Source organism: Paraburkholderia sp. J7 (assembly GCF_905220155.1).
Taxonomy (GTDB): domain Bacteria; phylum Pseudomonadota; class Gammaproteobacteria; order Burkholderiales; family Burkholderiaceae; genus Paraburkholderia.
The window spans coordinates 372,324-393,529 of the sequence record NZ_CAJMYZ010000001.1 but is presented as its reverse complement, the minus strand read 5'-3'; the positions used below and the strand labels follow the sequence as shown (position 1 = coordinate 393,529).

Below are 21,206 nucleotides of genomic sequence, written 5' to 3'. Positions count from 1 at the left end.
GTCGAGATCTTGGTCTATTCGGACCGCCATTCAGCGAGCCAGGGCTGCGCCAGCCGGTCCAGCGGCATCAATCGCGTCAGATTTCCGCGCGCCACGCGAGCAGTGCCGGATCGCTGCGCAGCCGTACCGCGATGAGCCGGTACGGCGGGAGACTGCGCCGGTGCTTCTCCGGCCGCAGTTGCGCTGGGTGACCGCCGCAATGGCCTCATTCATCCCGGCAATCGACACATGGCGCGCCGGTATGCGAACGATTCCCCTCAGTTTTCGCGCCATGACGGCCTCAATTCCGACCTGTTTTTCCAGATGACTGAAGTTCAGCGACGTTCTTGCTGGAACGGAATAGCCGCGCGCACCGCCGCCACCACGCGCTGCGACAGTTCGTTGCGCGCGAGGAGCGGGTATTCAGTCTTCAGCGCAGACGGGAGCGTCCCCGTTTCCAGCACGGCCGTGATGATGCGGTCGATGTCGGTATTGGGCCCCTCGATCACGTCCTTGACGCGAAGGCGGGCCTGGGACCACTGGCGTACAGTCGGCGCAGTTAGCATGATGAGGGCTCTCCCTGTTGTGTCGTTCAGATCCGGTGGATGGCCTTCAGCGTGGGAAACGTCCGTCCAGCCAGTCGCGCCAGTCCCAAGCGTAAGCACACTCGTCCTCGCCGCTGATTGCGGGACAGGCTGAGCCGTGCAGTGCGGCGCGAAATGTATCCCGCCAGGGAGTGGGTATGTCCGAGAGGCGCACGTAAGGTGGCCGGCCCTCGCGTTCGATCACGGGCACTGCGTGTAGCGCGGCGCGGCGTTCAGGGGCCTGGGCCAGCTGGCGCAGCCGGAAATTCAGCGCAACCTTGACGCCCGCAGCCGGGGCAATATCGCCCTCGCGCCAGTCGGGCATCGAGACGTGACCGGGCTGCACGCCAGCAGCGAAGAGCAGCTCAGCCATCTCTCGGGGATCATATGCCTCGAAGGTCTCCCCCGTTGCGGGCACCTTGCCGACCAGCATCCCGCGCGCGATGTCATGGACGACTCGCGCACCGATATCGACGCCCGCTGCCGGTCCACCATCGAGCCACACGGCGAGCTCGGTCGGCAGCGGCGCGCCGAACCCACCCCCAGGAGCGGACCCCAGCGCCTGGGCCAGCGCCTGCCTCATCTCGACTGTCGGTCCGTCAACTCCCTCACCATTTTCGAGACGTCTGATTTCGGACTCGGGAATGTTCAGCTGTCCACCCAGTTCTGCCCGTGTTAATTGTCTTGCTTCGCGCGCATGGCGAATCATGTGTCCGTAACAAACCAGCCTTGTGCGCTCTTCATAGCTTTCGCGAAACGCATCTTCCTGCATCAGCTCGTCGCGCAGGTCAGTCAGCCCGTCCATCATTCCCCCTTCACACGTGCAACCGCCAGGGTGACCCGAAACGAGCCGTGCCCGTTCTTGCCATACTACATGCAGGCATGACATCAGGCATCTGACAGAAAGTGATCGCTCCGGGCATAAGACACCTCTATCCTGCACCCGGCCGCGTTCCTTACTTCGACATCCACCTGCGCAGCAGGCGCTGTTTCAGCGCGGCCCGCTCGCGTGGATTGCGCCCCATTTTGCGGGCGATCCGGTCAGCCGTCAGGGCCTGGCGCCCGAACGCCCAGTAAGACTTGCCGTCCTTGTCCATGCTCCAGACGTTACTCGAGTCATTGCGCAGCAGCGTCACGTGATGGGCCAACGCTTCTGGCGATGCGCTCGCCAAGGTAGCGCGCTCACAGGCTCGCCAGCGTTGGTGCCAGCGCTTTTTGTCGTCACGCTCGCTCCCGCTCGTGGTGTGCCCGAAGATTGGGGTTTTGCGTCTGCTTCGGCTCATGTTCTCGGATGCAATGTGATCGGCTCGGTGCGCGTGCAATGGCCATGGGCCTGTCGTGCCCGGTGCTTGTGTTGTAAACGCCATTTATTCATCGGGGTGCTCGCCACGCATGGTGCCAATGAAGCGCTGCGCAAACCGCGCCCTGAGACGCAGACTTATGATCGTGTGCCTGGGGTCAGTGAGTTCGGCCGAGCCGGGCTAACGTAAGGTCATGTGCAAGGCAGGCTACAGTATGCGCGATCGACCGGCAGGTTCGTCCGGATCGATCACATCATCCCTAACAGTGCTGTCTTCAGCGCAATACAGTTCGATAAAACACTGGCCGCCGTTGTAAACGAGTTCGCTCGTGCGGCCATCGCCAAAAGCCCAGTTCGCGAGCGCCTGGAAGCTTGATTCCGGAAGTCGCCATGCACGCGGAACCGCCATTCCACTTTATCGGGCGGCAGCCGGCAAAGAAGCACGATTAATTTGCTCCGTCGTTCTAGCATTGGGACGTCGGTTCCGTCTGCGAAGTGGCGATTCAGACCGCAACGCTAAATTTCGCTTGATTGGTCAATTCCTCGATGGCGCTCGTGTTCCGCCGTTGCCGACTACGTCATGGCAAACGGCCGCAAAGGGCTACGCTGAATCCGTCCCGCCCGGTTCCTCGCTGCCCAGGAATAATAACCTTTCACGATCCTCGTTCTTGAGAAGGATTTCCCACCTGCCTTCCATAAACGTCAGAAGGCGGTGGCCACGATTCCGGATCTGTTTGGGTCCCCACTCGTCGCTCGCCGCCACTTCGATTTCCGAATGCGAGCCATCCGAGTAGCCATTACGAACCTTGGTGCCTGAAGCGTCAAACTTGGGGTGCTTCTTTTTTGAGAACGCGTCGTTCTGTAGTGATGCATTGATCGACATCGACAGGAGCAGCAGGTTGCCGAGAGATCCAGCGTATCGCTGTCTTTGCTCCTCAGGAATGTCCTTGAACGCCGCTTCCCAGTCGGGCGTCGGAGTCTGCGGATATATGTGCTCTATCGAGATACGGTCGCCTCCGGATTTCAGGAGATCGCTCCAGTCCACTTTTTGTTGTCGGGTGTGACGCAGAAGATGCTGCTCGTATTCATAAAGGAAGTAGCGCAGCCCTGACCAGCCGTAATAACCGCGGCCCTCTTCGAATTTCTTGAAGAGGACGTTATGGAATTCATCGATGCGGAGTGTGCCTTCTTGATCAAAGGCATACTTCAACGATGCGTCCAGGCGTCCCGAGATTTTATCGAGCGTCGTCTCGCCTCGATCCAGAGCACGCGCGAGGTTATAAAACTCGCTGCTCCGGTAGTTCGAACGAGCAGAGCCAATCCGGAATGCGATGAAGATAAAGCGCTCGATCCTGCAGAAGATTCGCAATCTCTCCGCTTCGTCCTTGACTACCTTGAGCGCGACCATGACGAGCGGCCGGAAGTACCCCATCCCGATACGGTTGAGGCGGTCAAGCGCGGACCTTTCAACGTCCGACATGTTAGTCGCGAGATGAGGGTAAAAGGAGTTGAACCAGTGGCCGGCGGATTCGCAAAGGCTCGAAACGAAATCCCTGATGTCTTCAGGCGCGAGTTTGCTCCCGTGGGTGTCAGCCGTGCTCTCCTGGATCTCGGTTACCGCGTCGTCGCCCTCGTCAGCTACGGCTTCTGATCGCTGCTCCTCGACGGTATCAAGCCGGACCCCCCTCTCGACCAGATCGCGTACATTTTGGGGCGTGAAATGCTCATCCAGCAGGAATCTCGCGTAATCGCGACCCGTATCACGGGAATACTTGAAATAGGTGATCCAATGGGCTCGAAGGAAGTCGTCGTCGTTCAGCGGCCTGGTTTTGTTCCGCCCGAGTTGGTAATAAACCTCCTTCCACGCGTTATTGATATCGCCGCGGAGAGCTTTTTGACCGGCTAAATCCAGCCGATCGTTCCTATACAACGTTGTCAGATAGATGAGTCTGTTTTTGAGGAGTTCCAGATCAGAAAGCTTTTTCCCACGGTTGTTCATTGTCTCGAAAGCCACGAATACGTCGAACTCTTTATCGATTGCGTACTCGTTGAACAGGAGACGCTTGGTTAGCCTCCTGAACAGATCGGCAAGGCCTTCGAGGCCACTAACAAGGTACATTTCGGCTAGTTGACCGGAAAAGTACTTCTTGGCATTCCCGAGGTTCAACGTGTAGAACGTCTCCTGTACGTCCCGTCCTCCTCGTTCGCCCAAGATGCGGTGGCGGAGGTAATCCTGACTCGGATTGTCCTCGGTATAGCCGAACTTGTATGTCCGGAATCCGCCTCTGGGATTCGTCTTAAAAAGGTAGCGCTCTTCGATGTCCGAAAGCGTCAGACTATCGGTGACATAGATTTCCTTCGCCGGCTTTCCTTCGTACTCGGGCAGTGCGCAGAAGAAATCCACAAACGCCTGGATGAAAACGACGAAAGTCGTCAGGCGCTGCTGTCCGTCGACGACGTGATACAAACGATAGGAATGGTCGTCGACGAGCCAATATTCCTTCGAATCCTTCTCGACCGATGCGTTGCACACCTCCGTCAGCGTCAGCACACCTGTGTAGTGCGACCTGTCCTCATCGAGGTTGATCAAGTCCTCCCAGAAAGCCCTGAGTTGCTCGCGCTGCCAAGCATAGCCGCGCTGGAAGTCGGGGATGCGGAATATTTTTTCTTTGAACAGGCGTTCGAGCGGGATCGGCTTTTCCATCGTAGATATGCGTATTCTCGAGAGTAGTCTGTGGGGCTGCTTACCGAGAAGATTTTGCCCCGAAAATCGAGGGGGAACGGATTGACGAATTCTCAAGACGGGCACGTCGTCGAGCATTTGGCTTGGTTTTGGCGGTATTCGAGAATTTTCTCGGGCCCTTCATTTTCTATCCCTTCTGTCTGCGCGACCTCATTGACGCACTGTGATATGCCGAAAACGAGAACTCAGCGTCGCCAATACTTCCCATATTCTTCAAGCAAACTTTCGTCTAGGTAAATAACCTGATAGTTGTCGTCAAACCTGATCATGCCGTTGTCGTAGGCTCGATGGATGTCGACGCGCAGCGGGATTCCATCATCGCGACTGTTGTCACCGTCCTGCCAACTATGATTCACGAGGTGAGCCGCTTCTAGCAATGCATCCACGGTGCATCCGGTGACCTTACAACGTACTCCATGATAAGCAAAAACTGCCGCTCTGAAGGCCCGTTGATGCAGGCGCTGTTTTACTTCTACCATCCTGTATGTCAGCCAACTGGACGTTTTATCGCTGGGTGCTATGTCGGTCGCCGAATCGAAGTACGAATAGATGACCGCGCCTGACTTCTTGAAGATTTTCTTCAACTCGCGCTGCCGTTCGTCACTGAAGTCTAAATCTACAATTCGAAAGCACTGTGGGTCGCCAACGATGAGCGAATAGATTCCGCTTCCATCACCGTCATCGACGGTTCCTAGATAGTCCCCGAGCCAGAGATGGCAGTTTCGCTCAACGAAATGCATCGCGAACCCCGCTCCGGGTGATACCTGCTTGGGTTTTCCTGGCCAAAATCCGTCAAGCATCTCCCATGCACGTTTCGGTCTGGGTCTGTAGTTCTGTTCGGATTCAGGATCTACGTTTTTTGTGATTACAGCCGGTGCGCCGAGGGTTCTGAGCAACTCAGTCAGTTCAGCGGCAGTAATTGCAGTCGGTTCCATTTTTTGCACCGTCTCTTTGTGGTTACTGGATCTTACCCGAGCGAAGTGACAGAAGCTCGTTTTTTGTAAATTCATAAAGTGTTTGACGATGTAAATGTATATGGAATAGTGCGCCCTTGGCCCGCCTAGGGCGCTTATTGTCACGCTCCGAGGCGCGTTCGAGTGTCGTTGCGAAGCGCGCAGTCGAATCTCGTGCCACTATCCCTTGGGCTGACCGGTCGCTCGAAGCGAGCGGAGACCTTTCACGGCTTCCCAGTTACAGTCAACGACCACTATCAAAGTTTCCCGATCAACGACATCTCATCTGTGGCGACGACACGTGGGCTTTCTCCCTGCCGCCGAGGCCACACCAGCCTTTCTACGGTATGCTTGCTCGGCCGAGCCAAACCTGACTACTTGCACTGACATTTGAGAAATTTGAGAACGCCGCACTTCGCGGCAGGATTTCACAGGAGCATGGGAAATAAGCTGGTCAAAGTTTTTCTTCTCGGGCAAGCACCCACTGTTGAGCGGCCTGTGGACGGGCATCGTCATCGCGCTCACCGGCTTTGTCTTCTCTGAGGGCCTTATCTCGATCACGGACAAACTTCTGCACGCCGCAAAGGCGTTCTGTCAGGGTTGAGATATCTGCGCGGACGTAGACACTGACTGCGGGTAAGGAGACGACTTGCCTCGCCCGTGCCTGCTTTGCAATTGATTGCAAACTCCGGCGGCACGTAAAACAAGTGCAAAGCGAAGAACGTATAGTCGCCGTAACAGCGCCGATATGCCCGTGATCTTGCGCACGCTCTCGCGCCCTCCCTGCGTAGGTGAGTCCGTCGGTTGATTTTGAAAAACGAGTTTTAGAGCGCGTGCGCGGGAGAATTGCGCTCGCATGCGCCAACTCACGGCGTTGCTCTGACTGCAGACACGATGCCCGTGATGGCTATCCTTCTGAGAGCGATGCTAGCCAAAGCAGTGGATTGAAGGGCGACTCGGTCTGCAAATATTTATTACGATCTGCGGGAACGGGGAATACCCCTCAGACTGTTCACTGCTAACGTAAGCATGCTGCATTTCTATCGGTTTCCTACTCAATATCCCTGACGGCTAAAGGCACGAGCCGTCAAACGATGGCTGCAGAGTTGCGGAGGTGAGTCTCGATATGCATGCGATTTGCATATATCTGCACTATTGGTCGATCTCTGGTTACCGTTCAACCGGCACCCGTTCCTTTCATCAGCAACGTCGATAGGGACGGCGCCCGCCGGCGGCATCGTCGCGAGTAGCGATGCATGACCGTGACCTTTTGACAATCGCTGTCTTGCGGCAGATGACCGCAATTCCGAAACGACGTCCCTAAAGTAGTTGCTCCCTCCGCCGATATTGCGTATTCGATCTCTAGCAGGCTGTTGAAATAGCTCCCGCCGTCGTCATCGGAGCGGGGGCGGTAAACGTTGAAGCAAGGGAACGGACAACACTGAGACCGAAACGATGCGCGGAGCGGACGGCTACACCGAGGCGATGTTCACAATGGCGAAACTGGATGACTTCGTGCCTGCCAGCCACCCCTTGCGCCCGATTCGTATCTGGCTGAACGACGCGCTCAAGCGTATGGACCCGTTGTTCGCACGCATGTACGAGAGTGACGCGAAGGGCGGCCGCCCGAGCATCGCCCCAGAGAAGCTGATTCGCGCGTTGCTGTTGCAGGTGCTGTATTCGATTCGAAGCGAACGCATGCTGATGGAGCAAATCTCCTACAACATGCTGTTTCGCTGGTTTGTCGGCCTTTCGATGGACGATATGGTGTGGGACCACTCGACCTTCAGCAAGAACAGAGACCGGTTGCTCGAGCACGACGTCATCGTGGCGCTGTTCAACGAGACGGTTGAGGCGGCGCATGCGCGCGGTTATCTGTCGGGCGAGCATTTCAGCGTGGACGGCACGCTGATTCAGGCGTGGGCCGGGCACAAGAGCTTCGTGCGCAAGAACAAGTCGGATGACGATGCGCCGCCCGATGGCGGTGCGCGCGAGCGCGAGAACTGGCACGGTGAGAAGCGTAGCAACGAGACGCTCGAATCGAGCACGGACAATCAGGCGCAGCTGTTTCGCAAGAGCCGTCGCACCGGTGCGCTGCTTTGCTACATCGGACACCTGCTCACGGATAACCGGCATGGCCTGGTGGTGAACGCGCAGGTGACGCAGGCCAGCGGTACGGCCGAACGCGACGCTGCGGCTCAAATGCTCGCGGACGCAGCGCAAGTTGCCAGCGCCCCCATTACTGTGGGGGCCGACAAGAATTACGACACGGCGGGCTTCGTGGCGAGTTGCCGCGCCAATCGTGTCACGCCGCACGTAGCGCAAAACGACGGCCGCGCGGGTGGCTCGGCAATTGACGCTCGCACGACACGCTGGGCCGGCTACGCTATCAGCCAGCGCAAACGCAAATGCATCGAGCAGGTCTTTGGCTGGGGCAAGACGGTCGGCCGGATTCGTCAGGCTGTGTATCGCGGCCGGGACCGGGTCGAGCAGTTGTTTCTGCTCACTCAGGCGGCCTACAACCTCACGCGTATGCGTACGCTCGCGGGCAGAGCGGCGTAGAAGCGAAATTCGGCGAGGAGACGACATTGGTTCCACCTGAATTGAGAGTGCTCGGCATCAAATCGACTCGGACCAACCCGATGCGGCGACTCTTCGAAAAGAACTGCCGCGCATCGGCGAGGTGTATTTCAACAGCCTGCTAGAACCAAAATCGAGGGATGGCACAAGCATTAAACTTGGACAAGTATTCGGAGTCGCAGCTTTCGCACTGACAGTATGCACGAGTGCATAATTGCAAAATTTGAAAACGGGAATTACGATTTCGTTAGACAGGACGGTGGGTGGCTGCGTAACTATATGTCGTTTTGAGTGTTCGATCGCACGGTATCAGATAATGATTGAGGGGAATGGATAGGTGACTGAGCAACAAAATAATACTGCGACGTTTGATCAAATTCTGGTTGAAGAGGAGAAGCACTATCTCGCGCGGCGAAAGCGCTTAGGCGTGAATTCTAAGGCTGATGCCAGGATTGGGCTCGCTCTTTCTGGTGGCGGGATACGTTCGGCTTGCTTTTGCCTGGGCGTCATCTCTGCCATGCTTGAGCAAGGATGCTGGAGCGAAGTTGATTATGTGTCCAGCGTTTCCGGTGGTGGGTATACAGCAGCAGCCCTCGCACGACGCGTGAAAGGCAACCTGCGTCTTGACGAAAAGATGATAAGTGAATGCCTCGATAGAATGAAATATCGAGGTGGCTTCCTGTCCAATTGGCTGCTACCGATGATTGCTTTCTTGCTCACGTTTGCCTTCTCGGTCGCCCTACCGATCGCAGCGTTTCTATTTGTGGCGGGGACATTGGCAGTCGCCGCGCTACAACACTTGTGGATGCCGGCAATTGCTTTTGGCAGTGGCACCATAATTCTCCTTGCGTGTAGTTTCGTCTCTTATTATAAAAAGAACGATAAATTTTCTAGTTTTCTGGACCTTGCTATCACTTATTTCGTATTTACGGCTCTTTTCTTCATAGCTAGGTCTGTTGGGTTTTCGTCAGGGCATGCCATCTGGTCCTACGCGGCGGTCTCGGCCGGCTTAGTTTTCATCGGTCTTGCCTTGCTATGCGCAACGCCTGACAAACCCCACGTCAGGAGGCGTCAGAAGTGGATCAAGCCCGTCGTATTGCCAGTGGCCATGCTCTCGATGACACTGTGTCTGCTCGCCGGACGAGGACACATAGAGGAGTTCGGGAGTTGGTTGGGACTCGAAAACGTGTCGATCCTGACTATCCTTATCGCGTTGGGTTGCGCGCTGATCGTATGGGTTAGTCCGAACGCGCTGAACGGCGCGCTGCTTTACTACCGATTCAGCTTGCGATGTACATTTAGGCCGTCATGGGAGAGATTTTTTGGATTGAAGCTGCGGGATACTGCGGCAACAAAGACATTTCCCATACATATCATCAACTGCTTTGCGCAATTTTCGCGCGCAAATGGCCGATCAAGAGACGCACTGAAGAAAAGGTTTGAAGGCGCGTCAGTTGATCCAATCCATGAAATGAAGCGACGGGGCGGGGTAAACTTCGCTTGCACGCCTCACTTTTGTGGATCGCGAGCGACAGACTATCTCGCAACCTCGCAGTGGGAATCGCGAGGAACGCTCACGTTGTTCGGCGCGCAAGACCGATTCTGGACGCTTGTCGCCGCGTCGGCCGCTGCGGTCGACACGCATCCAACGCGAATGTCACCACTAAAGCGTATGGCGCTTGCGTTCCTGAATATTGGCTTGGGCGTATGGGTTCGCAATCCCGCCGTAACTGCGAAGCTTGCGACATCTTGGCCGAGCTTTACGTGCAATATCAGAAATTTCCTTGAAGTGAATGCTCCGTCGGACGCGTGGATCCGGTTAAGCGACGGCGGTCACTTCGAGAATCTTGGATTGTATGAACTTGTGGCACGTAAATGCTCGCGAATCATTGTTGTCGACGCGGGCTATGATCCCAATTACGAGTATTTTGACCTTGCGATCGCAACTCGTCGTTGCCTTGAGGACTTTGGCGCTACTATCAAACTGCAGATCGAACGCGGTCGACCGACCGTGGTTACACGCGGAACGATAGAGTATGGCGCCGGAAGCGGTGCGATGCCGGCAGAGCTCATCTACATCAAGCTGTCGGCACTTGAATCGCACTCGTTGCCTTTACGTTTGCGCGCTGCGTACGATGCCGGCTTCCCTCACGAACCGACGGTCAACCAGTTTGTCGATGACGATTTCGTACAGGCCTATTTCTCGTTGGGAAAGGAAAGTGGTGAGATAGCATTGAAGAGCGATGTTACTAATAAGGGAGCATCAGAAGTCGCGCCGTCTGCCGTTGCATAGCTCGTTCACGGTTTCAATCACCGATGCATGTGCGCCAGAATCGCCGTAGCGGACTCGGCACCTAGACCTCCTGAGTCCGCACAATCTATCTGTAACGCTCGCGACTACGTCTTCATCTGGACGGCGCTTCGGCAGTCATGACGCGCGAGCGTTGTGCTCCTGAATCCGCTGTCCGCGGGCCATCCATATGGGGCAACGCATGCAGTAAAAGGGGTGGATTGACGGACGACTGCTTCTACGCTGACGCCTCGAGTGCGGGCTGGTCGAGTGCGATGGTGTCTACGATGGCCTGGAATTCCACGAGCAGATCTGACTGCTGTGCTTGCAGGTACTGATGCACCGATTCATTTTCGAGCAGTCTCGCGAGGTAGCCTTTCGCAAGCACAAGATTGAGGACGTCTTGCCCATATGTCTGCTCCACGAGCTTGTACTGCCCTTGCAGATTGCTCATCTCGCGTTCCATCCTGGCCATCTGCTCGGGAGTTACGCCAGTCAGCCTCCGCGGCTTCTTGCCGTCGACCAGCAGTGAAGCGGTTGTCGCGACGAGCAGCGCCTCGGCGTACGAGACGGACAGGTTGTTTGCGGCAGTCATCAACTCCACACATTCGACCTGTCGTGTCGGCTTCATCTTGCGAAGCGCACGGACCAGTTCCGGCGAGAACTGCCGGTCTTTGAGCAGTTCTGCAGCTTCGGCGCAGATTCCATCCAGCAACGACATCTTCTTGAGGATCAGGGACACGTCAACGGCGAGTGCTTTGGCCAACCGTTCTGGTGAGACGCCTCGCTCGACGGCACGCCGGATCATATGGTGCTCCTGGATCGTCGAAAGACGGTTTACGCGGTTATTGAACGTATAGCTTTCGTCATCCGTTGCGACGAGACAGGAGGCTGCCTCGAATCGAAGGTCCTGGAGCGCGACGAGTCGAAGATGCCCGTCGAGCAGCACATGTTGGCCGGACGTTGGGTCGGCAGGCATGACCGACAGAGGCTCGATCATTCCGACTTCCTCGATTGAGCTTTTGATTTGCCTGAATTTGCGTGTTGCCGTTGCGCCCGGCGATAGGCGTCTGGATGGAAGAACATTCGCGATAGGAACCGTTAGCGGTTCGGGAATGAATCCAAGTGCCACCGTGCTCATACGTTGCTCCCGCCAGGCCATACGCGTTCGGCCAGGTACTTCGGCAACGTAGCCAACGCTTCCGCGCGCAGCAGATTGACGAAGTTTTCGTCGCCGAACAGTTGCCGGAGCGCACCGACCACAAAGAGCAGTCGTTGCTGGGTGAATTCTGCCTTCTTGACCATCGCCTTTTGGCGCCCCACCTCTCGCTGATAGGTCCGCACGAGACTGGAAGTCGTCACGTCCGGAGCCTTTCGGGACATGTTTCGGCCAGCCATTCGCCCGAGGACCTTGCGACGCTCGATAATCCGGCGCGCGTCTATAAGTTGCCGGCCGCGCAGCTTGCCGGAGTCGTATGCCTCCTGCAGGGCAGCCTGAACGGCTTCGTCACTGTCACCAGCGCCGACAATTGAAAGCGCCGCATTCAACGGAATCTTCCCCCTCTCGACTGCAATGACCAATCGCTCCTCGCCGTGACGCAACAACGTAAGAACTCCCTGCACATATTGGGTCGACAGCCCGGTCTTCTCTGCGATGGCCTTTGGTGCATAGCCGCGCTCCTGAAGGTCGCGGATACCGGCGAGCAACTCAAGCGGGCGGTATTGCCTACGCGCGATGTTCTCTGTGAGACTCATAATGAAAGCGTCCTCATCGCTCACGCTGACGACGAGCGCCGGGATGTTCGACTCGCCGAGCGCGCGGAATGCTTTCAAGCGGCCCTCGCCGCAAACAAGAAGATATCGTTCGATTCCATTTGCGCCCGTCCGCGGCGTAACGACGATGGGCTTCTTCAAGCCGATCGCCTTGATGTTGCCGACAATCTCCTCGAAGGCGCGACTGTTTCGCTCACGCGGATTAATCACCTCGATCTGGTCAACTGGAACCATCCGCACTTCAACTGGCTTCCCCTTAACGGTCATGCTGCTCTCCTCAAGCGCGCACGCTGCGCCATGCCATACAGGTATTCGAGCGTGTCGAAGCGATAACTCTCGAACTCAACGGGGTTCCAGTCGGCGAGATGGATACGAGGCTGGCCGAAATCTAGTCGTGGCAGCAGATAGTAGTCGAGCGTTGCATGGTTGCTCCGGTCGAGGCGGACTGCCACAGTGATATCAGGCAGCAGGCTGGTGTCAAACCGGACCTTCCAGTGATTCCTGCCGGAGTCGTTCACCTGGCAGCGGGAGAGGACGATGCATGCGGTAAATTCGCTGTTGACCGTGAGAATGTCGGTCGCCGGATCGCGGGTGACGATGCCACCCAGTGCAGCGATGCGTGTCTCCGTTTCTGCAACGACGCCGGGATGCAGTTTGCGAAGGAAGCGGTTGGTTTCTATATATTGATAGTCGCGGCCCGGAGTAAATCCAACCGTCTGATACGCGCGAATCAGGCTGCCGAAGTGATAGGCGTAGACCGAGGCGGAGGGCATGCCCTCCGTCTCATCGATCACGATCCCTGAGAGGAAGCCACGGCTGCGATATAGGTTACGCAACCGCTCGATGAGTTCTTCACTCGAATAGCGCCGGGCGCGCGCCCGCATGATCCCCTGCGCCGTATAGAACGTTTCGCTCGGGACGACAGGCTCGAATGCCCCATCCTTGCGGATCCACATTTCAGGCGGATTTACGACACGCGTCTTCTTCAGCTTGAACGACACGCGGTTGTATATGTTGTTGCCGATGTACTTCTCGTTCGTGAGTACCTCCCGTACGCTCGCCCTCGTCCAGTTGCGGTTGAGATCAGTCTGGATATGCATGCCGTTCAGACGAGCCGCTATCTCGTATTCGTTTAGTGATTCGTCGATAAACCAGCGGTAGATCAGATTGACCGTTCGCACTTCGCTCTCGGGGCCCGGCATCAGGATGACCCGATCAGTCTGCAGGGATTTGTGATCCCCGCGGAGAAGTTCGCTTTTCATGAGCCCATGCTGATCGACCAGTATGCGGCGCAAGCCATAACCCGCCGGTCCGCCTTGACGGAATCCCAGTTCAATCAGCCGGCACTGTCCTGCAAACACCTTCGCTGACAACTCACGGCTGTATTCGCCGGCCATGGCACGCTTGACGCCCTTGACGATGGTCGAGACTGGCGAGCCATCGTTTTCGAACTGCTCGGCGCAGTAAGCCACGTGGATACCTGCACGCCGACAGATATATTCGTAGTAGGCACTTTCATCCGCGTCCTGAAATCGGCCCCAGCGACTCACGTCGTAGACGAGGATCACTTGAAAATCAGCAGAACCACTTTCGACGTCCCTGATGAGCGCCTGAAGCGCCTGCCGCCCGTCGATACGCAGGCCGCTTTTTCCCTCGTCGGCGTAGGTATGCACAATCGAGAAGCCGCGGTGTGCGGCGTAGTCGCGTATTCGATCGCGCTGGTTCTCCGTTGAATACTGCTGGTGCTCCGTCGACATACGGACGTATTCAGCCGCGCGCACCGTAGAGGTCTGCGTGGCGACTGGTTCTCCTGCGCAATCGAGGTCCACGATCCTGCTCCAGCCAGCAACGGTTGCTCGCTCGCCGCCCGGCGCCGCCATGGCAATCGGATAGTATTCGACGTCAGCTCGTGCCACATGTCGGGCAAGACTGATGCGGGCAATCACAGAGTAAACGTAGCAGGTGGCCCGCCTATAGCAATCGAGTCCTCTCTTTGCAATCAGGCAGCTTAAGGCCGCGGGGCAGACAGGACGGCGATATGCACGGTCCACGCGTTCATCTTTGCAATACCGGCTTCGAGTGCATCAGTCAGAAGGTAGAAGCCTGAGGTGAGCGGCCGGAAAGGAGGCGACGCGTCCATCTTTGCAACGGGGGTAGCGTTTCGTCGCGCATTGCGCTCGCGCTGCATCGCGCAATTGCGGTCACGAGACGCCGGATGGGTTTCCCGGTAGCGCCGCCAGTAGTCAGGGTGACGGGCGCACCAGGTAGCCTGAGCCTTTGCCTGATTCGCGCGGTAGTCGAGATCGGCTCGCATGCGTGCGCGTTGCCAGTTCCGTCGCCTGGCGAGCTGGCACGCCTTCATTGAGCAGTAGCGTTGATTCGGAACGCGTGCGTGCGGAGTGAAAAGTGCACCGCAGGCGGCGCACGTGAGGTTCGGTTTCATGGCAGGGCTCCAGGCGGATGCGCGCGCGGTGGCGTAGGATGGGACAGCTCTCGCGCGGCTGGAAGCGATGCTCGCCCAGTGCGAGTGTGGCGCGGAGCCGTTCCGAACGACCCTCGGCGAGATACGCGCGCCAGCGGCCCACGCCAACGCCAACGCAAAGCTCTCGGCGATCGTTGACTGTGCGATGCGTGCGCATGCTGCCGAATGGTCGTGGTTGTGGACGTGACCTTGATGTCCGTCGGCGTGCGAACCTCGCATCGGGCGCACTGAGCGCCGGGCGGCCGACGCACCAACGCATCATTTCGCCGGTCAGCACGGAAACAGCCGCTATCAGGGGGTATCTCGCGCTTGCCCTCGGCGTGCGACGGCAGACGGTTGCCGACCTCGAAGCGGGTCGCAACGTCGGCCTGCATGTCGCGCTCGGTGTGCTGTCGAATTCCGGCCTCGCTGAGCGCTGGCTGTGCCCGATGAGTGCGCTCCGGCCGCCGCCCCTGGGCGCTCTCCTGCCAGCGCGACGCGGTGCTCGTGCAGTTTCCTTGCTGTGATGCCGGGCTCGGATTACCGCCAAGGCCCCGGTTAGACGCATGAGACCGAAGTGCCCGTAGAGGTTCGAGGATGGATACCGTAACGGGCTTTTTCACAGCACACACCGCACGGCCCTGCACTTGCCGTGCCTTGCGGCTGGGCATGTCCACCCAAAGGCCCGCCCGCCTTCACTGCGCGAGCGTCAAGCTGCGATGATGTTCGAAATATCGAACACTTTCATTGCCAATCTTCCGTCATGTTCTATAAATCGAACATGGACTCAAATTCATCACTCCAATCCCTCGCCGAACGCCTCGGAATCGCAATCCGCGCGCGACGCGTCGCCGCACAACTGTCACAGCGTGATCTCGCGCTCGCACTGGGCGTGCGCCGACAGACGGTTGCTGACCTCGAAGCGGGGCGCAACGTCGGCCTGCATGTTGCGCTTGGTGCACTCGTAAATCTCGGCCTCGCTGACGCACTGGCGGTGCCCGACGCCTGCGCTCCGGCCTCCGCCCCTAGGCGCTCACCGGCGCCGGCATGGCCTGCGAACTGGCAGGTGGTCGAAAATTGGGACCGGTTTGACGCTGCCGCACGAAGCCGGCTTGAAGCCGAGATGCGTCGTGCGCCGTCCGCCGCCGCGAACCGGCGCGAGGCCTTTGTGATGGCATCGTTGGATGTGCGCTCGGCGCGCGTCATCCATTCCCCTGAGTTCGAGGCGCCGGGTGAATTCTGACGGCAACTTCCTCACGCGGGATCAGGCCTGCGCGATCATCCAGTTTGCCAGCAGCGAGGAGTCCGTGCTCATTGGCGGACAGGCAGTGGTCTTCTGGGCCGAACATTTCGGCATCCCGCAACCGTTCCCTGTCCACACCCGCGATATCGGCTTTTACGGCGGCAAGGAAGCCATCGTCGAGGCGGCCTCCCGGCTACAGTCGTATAACCCGCGCGTGTACATGGCTGCGATCGACGACACCACGCCGAACAGCGGAAGGATCGCCGTCGACGTCCGGGGCCTCGATACGCCCTGCGAAATTGACTTCATGTATCTGGTCAAGGGGCTGAGTTCGACGGAAGTGCTCGACAAGGCGATCCGGCTATCGATCGACGGCATCGAGATCAAGGTGCTGCACCCGCTGCTACTGGTGGAAAGCAAACTCACGAACGTCGCCACCAGCCCCCGCAAGCGCGACGCAGCGAGCCTCGCAGAGGCGCGCCTCTCCATCGAAGTGGCGCGGCACTTCATCGCCAGCACGGTCGATCTGAACGATCCTCGCGCGACCCTCAACATGGTCAAGCGCGAGTTACGTTTTGCCAATACCGACGAAGCCCGTTGCTGCTGGTACCACTTCGATCTCGATGTGGTCCGGGTTGTTCCCGCGAACGAGTTGCGCGCCTCGCCGGAGCCAACCATAAAGCGCTTTGCGACTGAAGACATGCCCATCGATCTTCAACGACTCGATGAGCGTCGCGCGCGCTACAGGAACATCGTCGACCGTCAGAAGGCATTCGAAGCATCGCGGCAGGCCGCACCGCAGCCGTCACCGCCGGTTGACAACCGCCCATCGCCATGATCCGGGGCGGTTCGTGGTCAACTCAACGCCGTCGTTCGTCTAAACGGCAACGCCGCCGAAAGCCTGATCGTCTCGCCCATCCCTCATCAATCTACCGTCTCGTGCCGAGACCGCCGGATTCACGCGACGCAAAAATCGGTCAACGCCCAAATTGCTACTACTTTGGCGCGCGCATCTTTCTCCGACCTCGTTTCGGTCGGAGGGGTGGCTGCGCCGGATAGACTTGCCGAGTCCGAGATCAGACGTCTCGAAAATGGTGAGGGGAGAGGCGCTTGCTACATCAGTTCAGAATTCCGCGCCTGATTCCTGGGCGACGCCGAGATGTCGGCATCTGCAGAAACGTCCTTAACAAGGTAGTTTTATATATAATAGATCTATAATTTTAGTGAGGCTGAATTTAAAATATATTAAGACACAGTAGTAGCAGGTTTTTCAATAAATAGAATCGCGAATGGGGTTCGCTCGATGAACTGCTGGCTAGTTAATAGAGAATCTAGAAACGTTTGGATGGATAATCGGGGCTCATCTTATGCGCTTAGAATTGATTCCGGGCGCCGGATCAGGATGCGCCGAAACGACCAAATATTATTACATTCGAGCGGTGTGCGACTATTTCCAGGTGTGTTTTCTGTTAGCGATCTCAAACAAGAAGAGTCCATCGAGGACGGAGGATTTCCGTTCTCAGGTCAAACGGGGGAGCTTGAACTTCCCAATGTCCGCTACAGATATTATATTTCCCTAAGTCAAGTTGACGCATCGAACGAGGCGGTTGAGCTGAGTGATTTGAAATATAGTTTAAGCTTTATTCGAAGGATGGATAATCCGGCGGTTCATTTTCGGCAACCCTATCGGCGTGTCACGCGGTTCGATTTTGAGACGATTTCAAAAGGCAGAATTTTCTGGTCTCGAACTGGATATTTTTCTCTATTCAATGCATTGCCAATAATTTTGCGACTACAGTTTGAATTCGACGAAGTGGTGGATCACGGCACTCTCGAAAATATTAATTACATCATGAAATTCAAAAGAATATCTGATTTTGTTCGACGCACTATAGTTTCCGTCGGAACGCTTCTTCAGGAAACTGAAGAAAGATGGAAAGAACTGCAATTAAAGACGTTTTCCAATCACATTAATTCTTTTGATCAGATTTATTTTTCGACTGAGGACGGACAGTCAGATGACTCCATTGGTCAACAGCTAAAGCATTTTCGGGAATTGTTTGAGGTATTTGGTTCGGAAATCGACGGCGATGATTTGTTATCGAATATTATGTCGGTAGTGACAAGCGAAGATGGTATTGCCTCCGAGCGGCTTTTTGAACGACATTTTGCACAGTTATGAATAAGATAGAGTTGCTCAAGAAGCTCCAATCGACAGAAGCGAAATTAAAGGTGGCATCAGTTTGGAATGGCTCAAAATCAGCCGTAAGCATTGATTCATCTCCATATGTTTTCGAATTGCTTTGCTTTCTTGAGTTGTGTGTCAATTTAGAGTATTCGCATGCACTTGAGTTCGTAAAGCGAAAAAGTGGGGGTAAGGATATTATTAAATTGCCAAAGGCTCCGGGGAATAAGGCGAATTTCTCTTACGTCAAGATTTTAAAGAAAAATGAAAATACCCATGAGTTTGATCTGAATCCCGGAATTAACATAACCGACAACGACAGGAAAGATCGCGCGCCGGATATTTCTATTACAGCAATAACCGGCGACCGAACACCGAACGTGGGGGAGGTAAAGGAGATATGGGATGCCAAATACTCTGCGAAAGACGGGCGACTTAATGACAAGGAGGTGAGTGATTTTTTTTATACAGCTCAACAACTCGGTTTTCCCCGAGATCCGTCAGCGCTCGCAAAAAATTTGCCAGCAAAGGAGTTTAATCGTTCAGGTATTATTACCAACACAAAACCTTCGACCGAACCCGATTCTGTATTTGCGCGCCACAAACTTCATGAAGTAAGTGGTTTTCCGGACGCCGTGTCCACTAGGCCTTGACGAGTGCCGCAGATGCGACGGCTCACACGCGAGGAAGGCGCAATGGCCCGTTATCGTGGCAGCGTGGAGCAACTCGCTTGCAATAAGGGGTATTAGCCGACATGACGGCAACATAGCGTCAGCGTATGTGCCTGTGCTGAGACACATTGGGCTTGGAAGCGCGAGTGCAACGGCCTTGGACTTCCAGCAACACAATGCACACGTTCCAATAATTGCGGCCACCTGTGAAGTGATGTATCGCTAGAAAGTGGTCGCTGATTGCTGGAGAGCAGCATTGTTCATGACCTTCTCCCCACTTGCTCACACTGCGCCGCCTGTGTACTGGCTGAGATCGCCGACATCCGGCACGCACGCCGGCAACGCCTCTGCGCCCTCCCGGTCGAACTTTATCGACATCGTCATTGTCGGCGACGTGCCGAGCGTTGGTCCGGTTTCGATTGCCGTCTTCAATCAGCAGACGATTGGCTCGTCGCCTTACTGCCCACGAAGCAGCCGATCGAGATGGCTGGCCGCCGCCCATCTCTGAGCGTGCGGTTCAGGCGTATCGCTGGAAATCCGCCCAATTGGCGTGTCACCTATGCAGACGTTGCGCTTGTCAGCGAGGCGGCAATCTCCGCGATGCGCGCGCATCGGCCGCGATATGGCAACGTGTACGGACGATCATGTCGAGTTCTGCGCACAGGCGGCGTGACTCCGCCGCCCGGAGCAGTCTCTGTTGCGTATCCGGGTCAGTGCGCGTCGTGCGCTCATAGTTTTATCTTTAAAGTTCAGCAATTCAATAGAACGTCAGCATGACTAATGACTTCGACTGACCGGATCTGGAATCCGCGGCGCTCCGCTATGGGCCTTTCAAATCCAGTGCGCGCGCCTCTATCACGGCTTCTTCGACGCGAGTTCTCCCAAAGGAATATCTGACGCGTAACAGACGCCCGTGAGGAATCCCAGCAGCCTGCTTTCGTTCTCTGGTCTTGAATGAGTGTCGGTGATGGTGTCAAATGCGAGAATAGCGAGCTTGGTGTCGATGACTGGCGGACGATCGAATTGCTTGTTCAAGAGCGCATCGACGGGTTCACGCCGACCAGCAGACTCCTGAGCAATCTGCATAGCTCCGACACTGTGAACTTCACATGCGGAGTATTTTGGTGCGTCGAAAAAGGACTGCGGTGCAGCGCTTGCAAGACCAGTTGTTGCGACGGTTGCTGCAAGCAGAATTGCTTTCTTTATTTTTATTTGACGACGATAGATGCCGGCTAACTGCGCGCTTGAACCCGTGGGTTCACTTCGTCTCAGCTTCGCAATGGAGCGCGAGCGACCCTCTGAAATCGGTCGGGGCGGGTTCTCCCCTGCGGCGTGCCTGGTCGATGGCCGCGGCGTGATTCGCGTCCGCAACGAAGAATTCAACCGCTTTGCGACGGCGCTTTGCATAGTCATACTCGTCGCGCGCGATATCGCCGCCGCCGATGAAAACAAGCATATCGGAAACGTCGACCATCACCCGAGAGGTCGGCGACGGCGTCCCACGTTTATCGATGTAGCCGCCCCACGATTCGTCCTCAATCACGTAGACGATGTCGACGTCGTCCGCGAAGGGGACGTGCTCCTTTCGCGCACGCGTGGACACGATGCCGAGGCTCTCGAAGCCGCGTGACGATGCGAGCGCGTAGACGGCGCCGATGCCCATCCGCGTGGCGCCGGAACAGACGATGTCGGTGCGAGGATCGAGTTTGTCGAGCACTTCGCAGATTATGCGTTGCACGTCGGACTGATCTTCATAGCCGTTGGACGAAAATCCCGAGAAGGTCACAATCCTTCGACCGAGATCGCGAATAGCGCGAATCGCCAGGTCGGCGTCTCTCACCTGATAAATCTTCGGGCACGTGTTACCAGTCATGCTTCCTCATCCTTAGGAGTTTGCTGCAATGTTTGAACGCAGATCGGATCATCTTTTTCTCCTCCGGAGTGGTGGCAAGGTGCGCGACGGTCCTCATCGCTTGTCTGCACGGCGCTTCGTGGTCGCCTAATTTGCTGCGCTATTGCGAGAACGCCTTGTCGTAGAGGTGACCACCTTTGACGAACCAGCACACCGCCCGCGCTCGCGGATTTAAATGTCATTTGACGTGATTTTTCGGCGACGGGGGTTCCACCGTCTTCGCGAGTTCTGCAGTTCTAGATCGTTCAGGAACACGCTTTCGCTGCCTCATTGATAGCCGTATAGTACGGCGAATGCTAGGCTTGGAACACTTCGGCGTAGTGATGACGAGATCTACGCAGATGCAAGCGATTACCAACGTTTTCGAACGAATTCATTTAGATCAGAGCATGGATGCCGACGGTCTCGGCATCTCGCTCGGCGAGTTCGTGCGGTTCGCCGAATACCGCCTTGCTTGTACAAACGCTTCGCATGCTTAAACATTAGGATGTCGACGAGGAAGTGCAAATCGACGCCGAAGCCAGCACACGAC

At 56.5% G+C, this 21,206-nt stretch carries 19 protein-coding genes; 8 read left to right on the top strand and 11 right to left on the bottom strand.

Annotated features, from left to right (window positions below; translation table 11 throughout):
* Positions 1–314: 314 nt before the first annotated feature.
* From U5A58_RS01780 to U5A58_RS01760, 5 genes are all read right to left on the bottom strand, one after another.
* Positions 315–545, bottom strand: coding sequence for a hypothetical protein (locus tag U5A58_RS01780; RefSeq protein ID WP_321960060.1), 231 nt, complete (start codon positions 543–545; stop codon positions 315–317).
* 46 nt (positions 546–591) lie between these two features.
* Entirely contained in the window at positions 592–1,371 is a 780-nt protein-coding gene (locus tag U5A58_RS01775) for a helix-turn-helix transcriptional regulator (RefSeq protein WP_321960059.1), read from the bottom strand.
* 148 nt (positions 1,372–1,519) lie between these two features.
* On the bottom strand, positions 1,520–1,846 hold the full coding sequence (locus U5A58_RS01770; RefSeq protein WP_321960058.1) for a hypothetical protein: 327 nt from the start codon (positions 1,844–1,846) through the stop codon (positions 1,520–1,522).
* 618 nt (positions 1,847–2,464) lie between these two features.
* Positions 2,465–4,567: a DUF262 domain-containing HNH endonuclease family protein gene (locus tag U5A58_RS01765; RefSeq protein WP_321960057.1), complete on the bottom strand. Its 2,103-nt coding sequence runs from the start codon at positions 4,565–4,567 to the stop codon at positions 2,465–2,467.
* Positions 4,568–4,791: 224 nt separating this feature from the next.
* Positions 4,792–5,541 (bottom strand): HNH endonuclease signature motif containing protein, encoded by a 750-nt coding sequence (locus tag U5A58_RS01760; RefSeq protein WP_321960056.1) that lies wholly within the window; start codon positions 5,539–5,541, stop codon positions 4,792–4,794.
* Positions 5,542–7,014: 1,473 nt separating this feature from the next.
* Between U5A58_RS01760 and U5A58_RS01755 the strand changes: the two genes are divergently transcribed.
* Together U5A58_RS01755 and U5A58_RS01750 are read left to right on the top strand one after the other, a co-directional pair.
* On the top strand, positions 7,015–8,121 hold the full coding sequence (locus U5A58_RS01755; RefSeq protein ID WP_321960055.1) for an IS5 family transposase: 1,107 nt from the start codon (positions 7,015–7,017) through the stop codon (positions 8,119–8,121).
* A 355-nt stretch (positions 8,122–8,476) separates the two neighbouring features.
* Complete coding sequence (locus U5A58_RS01750) at positions 8,477–10,432, top strand: hypothetical protein (RefSeq protein ID WP_321960054.1); 1,956 nt, start codon at positions 8,477–8,479, stop codon at positions 10,430–10,432.
* Between the two features lie 235 nt (positions 10,433–10,667).
* Here U5A58_RS01750 and U5A58_RS01745 read toward each other — a convergent pair whose 3' ends face one another.
* The 4 genes from U5A58_RS01745 to U5A58_RS01730 all read right to left on the bottom strand — a co-directional run bounded on the left by U5A58_RS01745 (position 10,668) and on the right by U5A58_RS01730 (position 14,645).
* On the bottom strand, positions 10,668–11,570 hold the full coding sequence (locus tag U5A58_RS01745; RefSeq protein WP_321960053.1) for a plasmid partitioning protein RepB C-terminal domain-containing protein: 903 nt from the start codon (positions 11,568–11,570) through the stop codon (positions 10,668–10,670).
* Positions 11,567–12,469 carry a ParB/RepB/Spo0J family partition protein gene (locus U5A58_RS01740; RefSeq protein WP_321960052.1) on the bottom strand — a complete coding sequence of 301 codons (903 nt, stop codon included), beginning with the start codon at positions 12,467–12,469 and terminating at the stop codon, positions 11,567–11,569. Before U5A58_RS01740 ends, U5A58_RS01745 begins: the two co-directional genes overlap by 4 nt.
* The gene (locus tag U5A58_RS01735) at positions 12,466–14,082 is read right to left on the bottom strand and encodes a recombinase family protein (RefSeq protein ID WP_321960234.1); all 1,617 of its coding nucleotides are present in this window, start codon (positions 14,080–14,082) and stop codon (positions 12,466–12,468) included. The genes U5A58_RS01740 and U5A58_RS01735 overlap by 4 nt, the downstream gene beginning before the upstream one ends.
* Before the next feature lie 128 nt (positions 14,083–14,210).
* Positions 14,211–14,645 (bottom strand): hypothetical protein, encoded by a 435-nt coding sequence (locus tag U5A58_RS01730; protein WP_321960051.1) that lies wholly within the window; start codon positions 14,643–14,645, stop codon positions 14,211–14,213.
* Positions 14,646–15,426: 781 nt separating this feature from the next.
* On the opposite strand from U5A58_RS01730, the gene U5A58_RS01725 reads away from it, so the two are divergent.
* From U5A58_RS01725 to U5A58_RS01705, 5 genes are all read left to right on the top strand, one after another.
* Positions 15,427–15,906, top strand: a complete 480-nt coding sequence (locus U5A58_RS01725) for a helix-turn-helix domain-containing protein (protein ID WP_321960050.1) — start codon at positions 15,427–15,429, stop codon at positions 15,904–15,906.
* Positions 15,896–16,744: a hypothetical protein gene (locus U5A58_RS01720; RefSeq protein WP_321960049.1), complete on the top strand. Its 849-nt coding sequence runs from the start codon at positions 15,896–15,898 to the stop codon at positions 16,742–16,744. The genes U5A58_RS01725 and U5A58_RS01720 overlap by 11 nt, the downstream gene beginning before the upstream one ends.
* A 564-nt stretch (positions 16,745–17,308) precedes the next feature.
* Entirely contained in the window at positions 17,309–18,088 is a 780-nt protein-coding gene (locus tag U5A58_RS01715) for a hypothetical protein (protein WP_321960048.1), read from the top strand.
* Positions 18,089–18,099: 11 nt separating this feature from the next.
* Complete coding sequence (locus U5A58_RS01710) at positions 18,100–18,744, top strand: hypothetical protein (RefSeq protein ID WP_321960047.1); 645 nt, start codon at positions 18,100–18,102, stop codon at positions 18,742–18,744.
* Between the two features lie 274 nt (positions 18,745–19,018).
* Complete coding sequence (locus U5A58_RS01705; protein WP_321960046.1) at positions 19,019–19,270, top strand: hypothetical protein; 252 nt, start codon at positions 19,019–19,021, stop codon at positions 19,268–19,270.
* A 347-nt stretch (positions 19,271–19,617) separates the two neighbouring features.
* Here the strand turns inward: U5A58_RS01705 and U5A58_RS01700 are convergent, their stop codons facing one another.
* Together U5A58_RS01700 and U5A58_RS01695 are read right to left on the bottom strand one after the other, a co-directional pair.
* Positions 19,618–19,848 carry a hypothetical protein gene (locus U5A58_RS01700; RefSeq protein WP_321960045.1) on the bottom strand — a complete coding sequence of 77 codons (231 nt, stop codon included), beginning with the start codon at positions 19,846–19,848 and terminating at the stop codon, positions 19,618–19,620.
* A 172-nt stretch (positions 19,849–20,020) separates the two neighbouring features.
* Positions 20,021–20,602, bottom strand: coding sequence for a hypothetical protein (locus U5A58_RS01695; protein WP_321960044.1), 582 nt, complete (start codon positions 20,600–20,602; stop codon positions 20,021–20,023).
* 413 nt (positions 20,603–21,015) lie between these two features.
* On the opposite strand from U5A58_RS01695, the gene U5A58_RS01690 reads away from it, so the two are divergent.
* The gene (locus U5A58_RS01690; RefSeq protein ID WP_321960043.1) at positions 21,016–21,153 is read left to right on the top strand and encodes a hypothetical protein; all 138 of its coding nucleotides are present in this window, start codon (positions 21,016–21,018) and stop codon (positions 21,151–21,153) included.
* Positions 21,154–21,206: the final 53 nt, after the last annotated feature.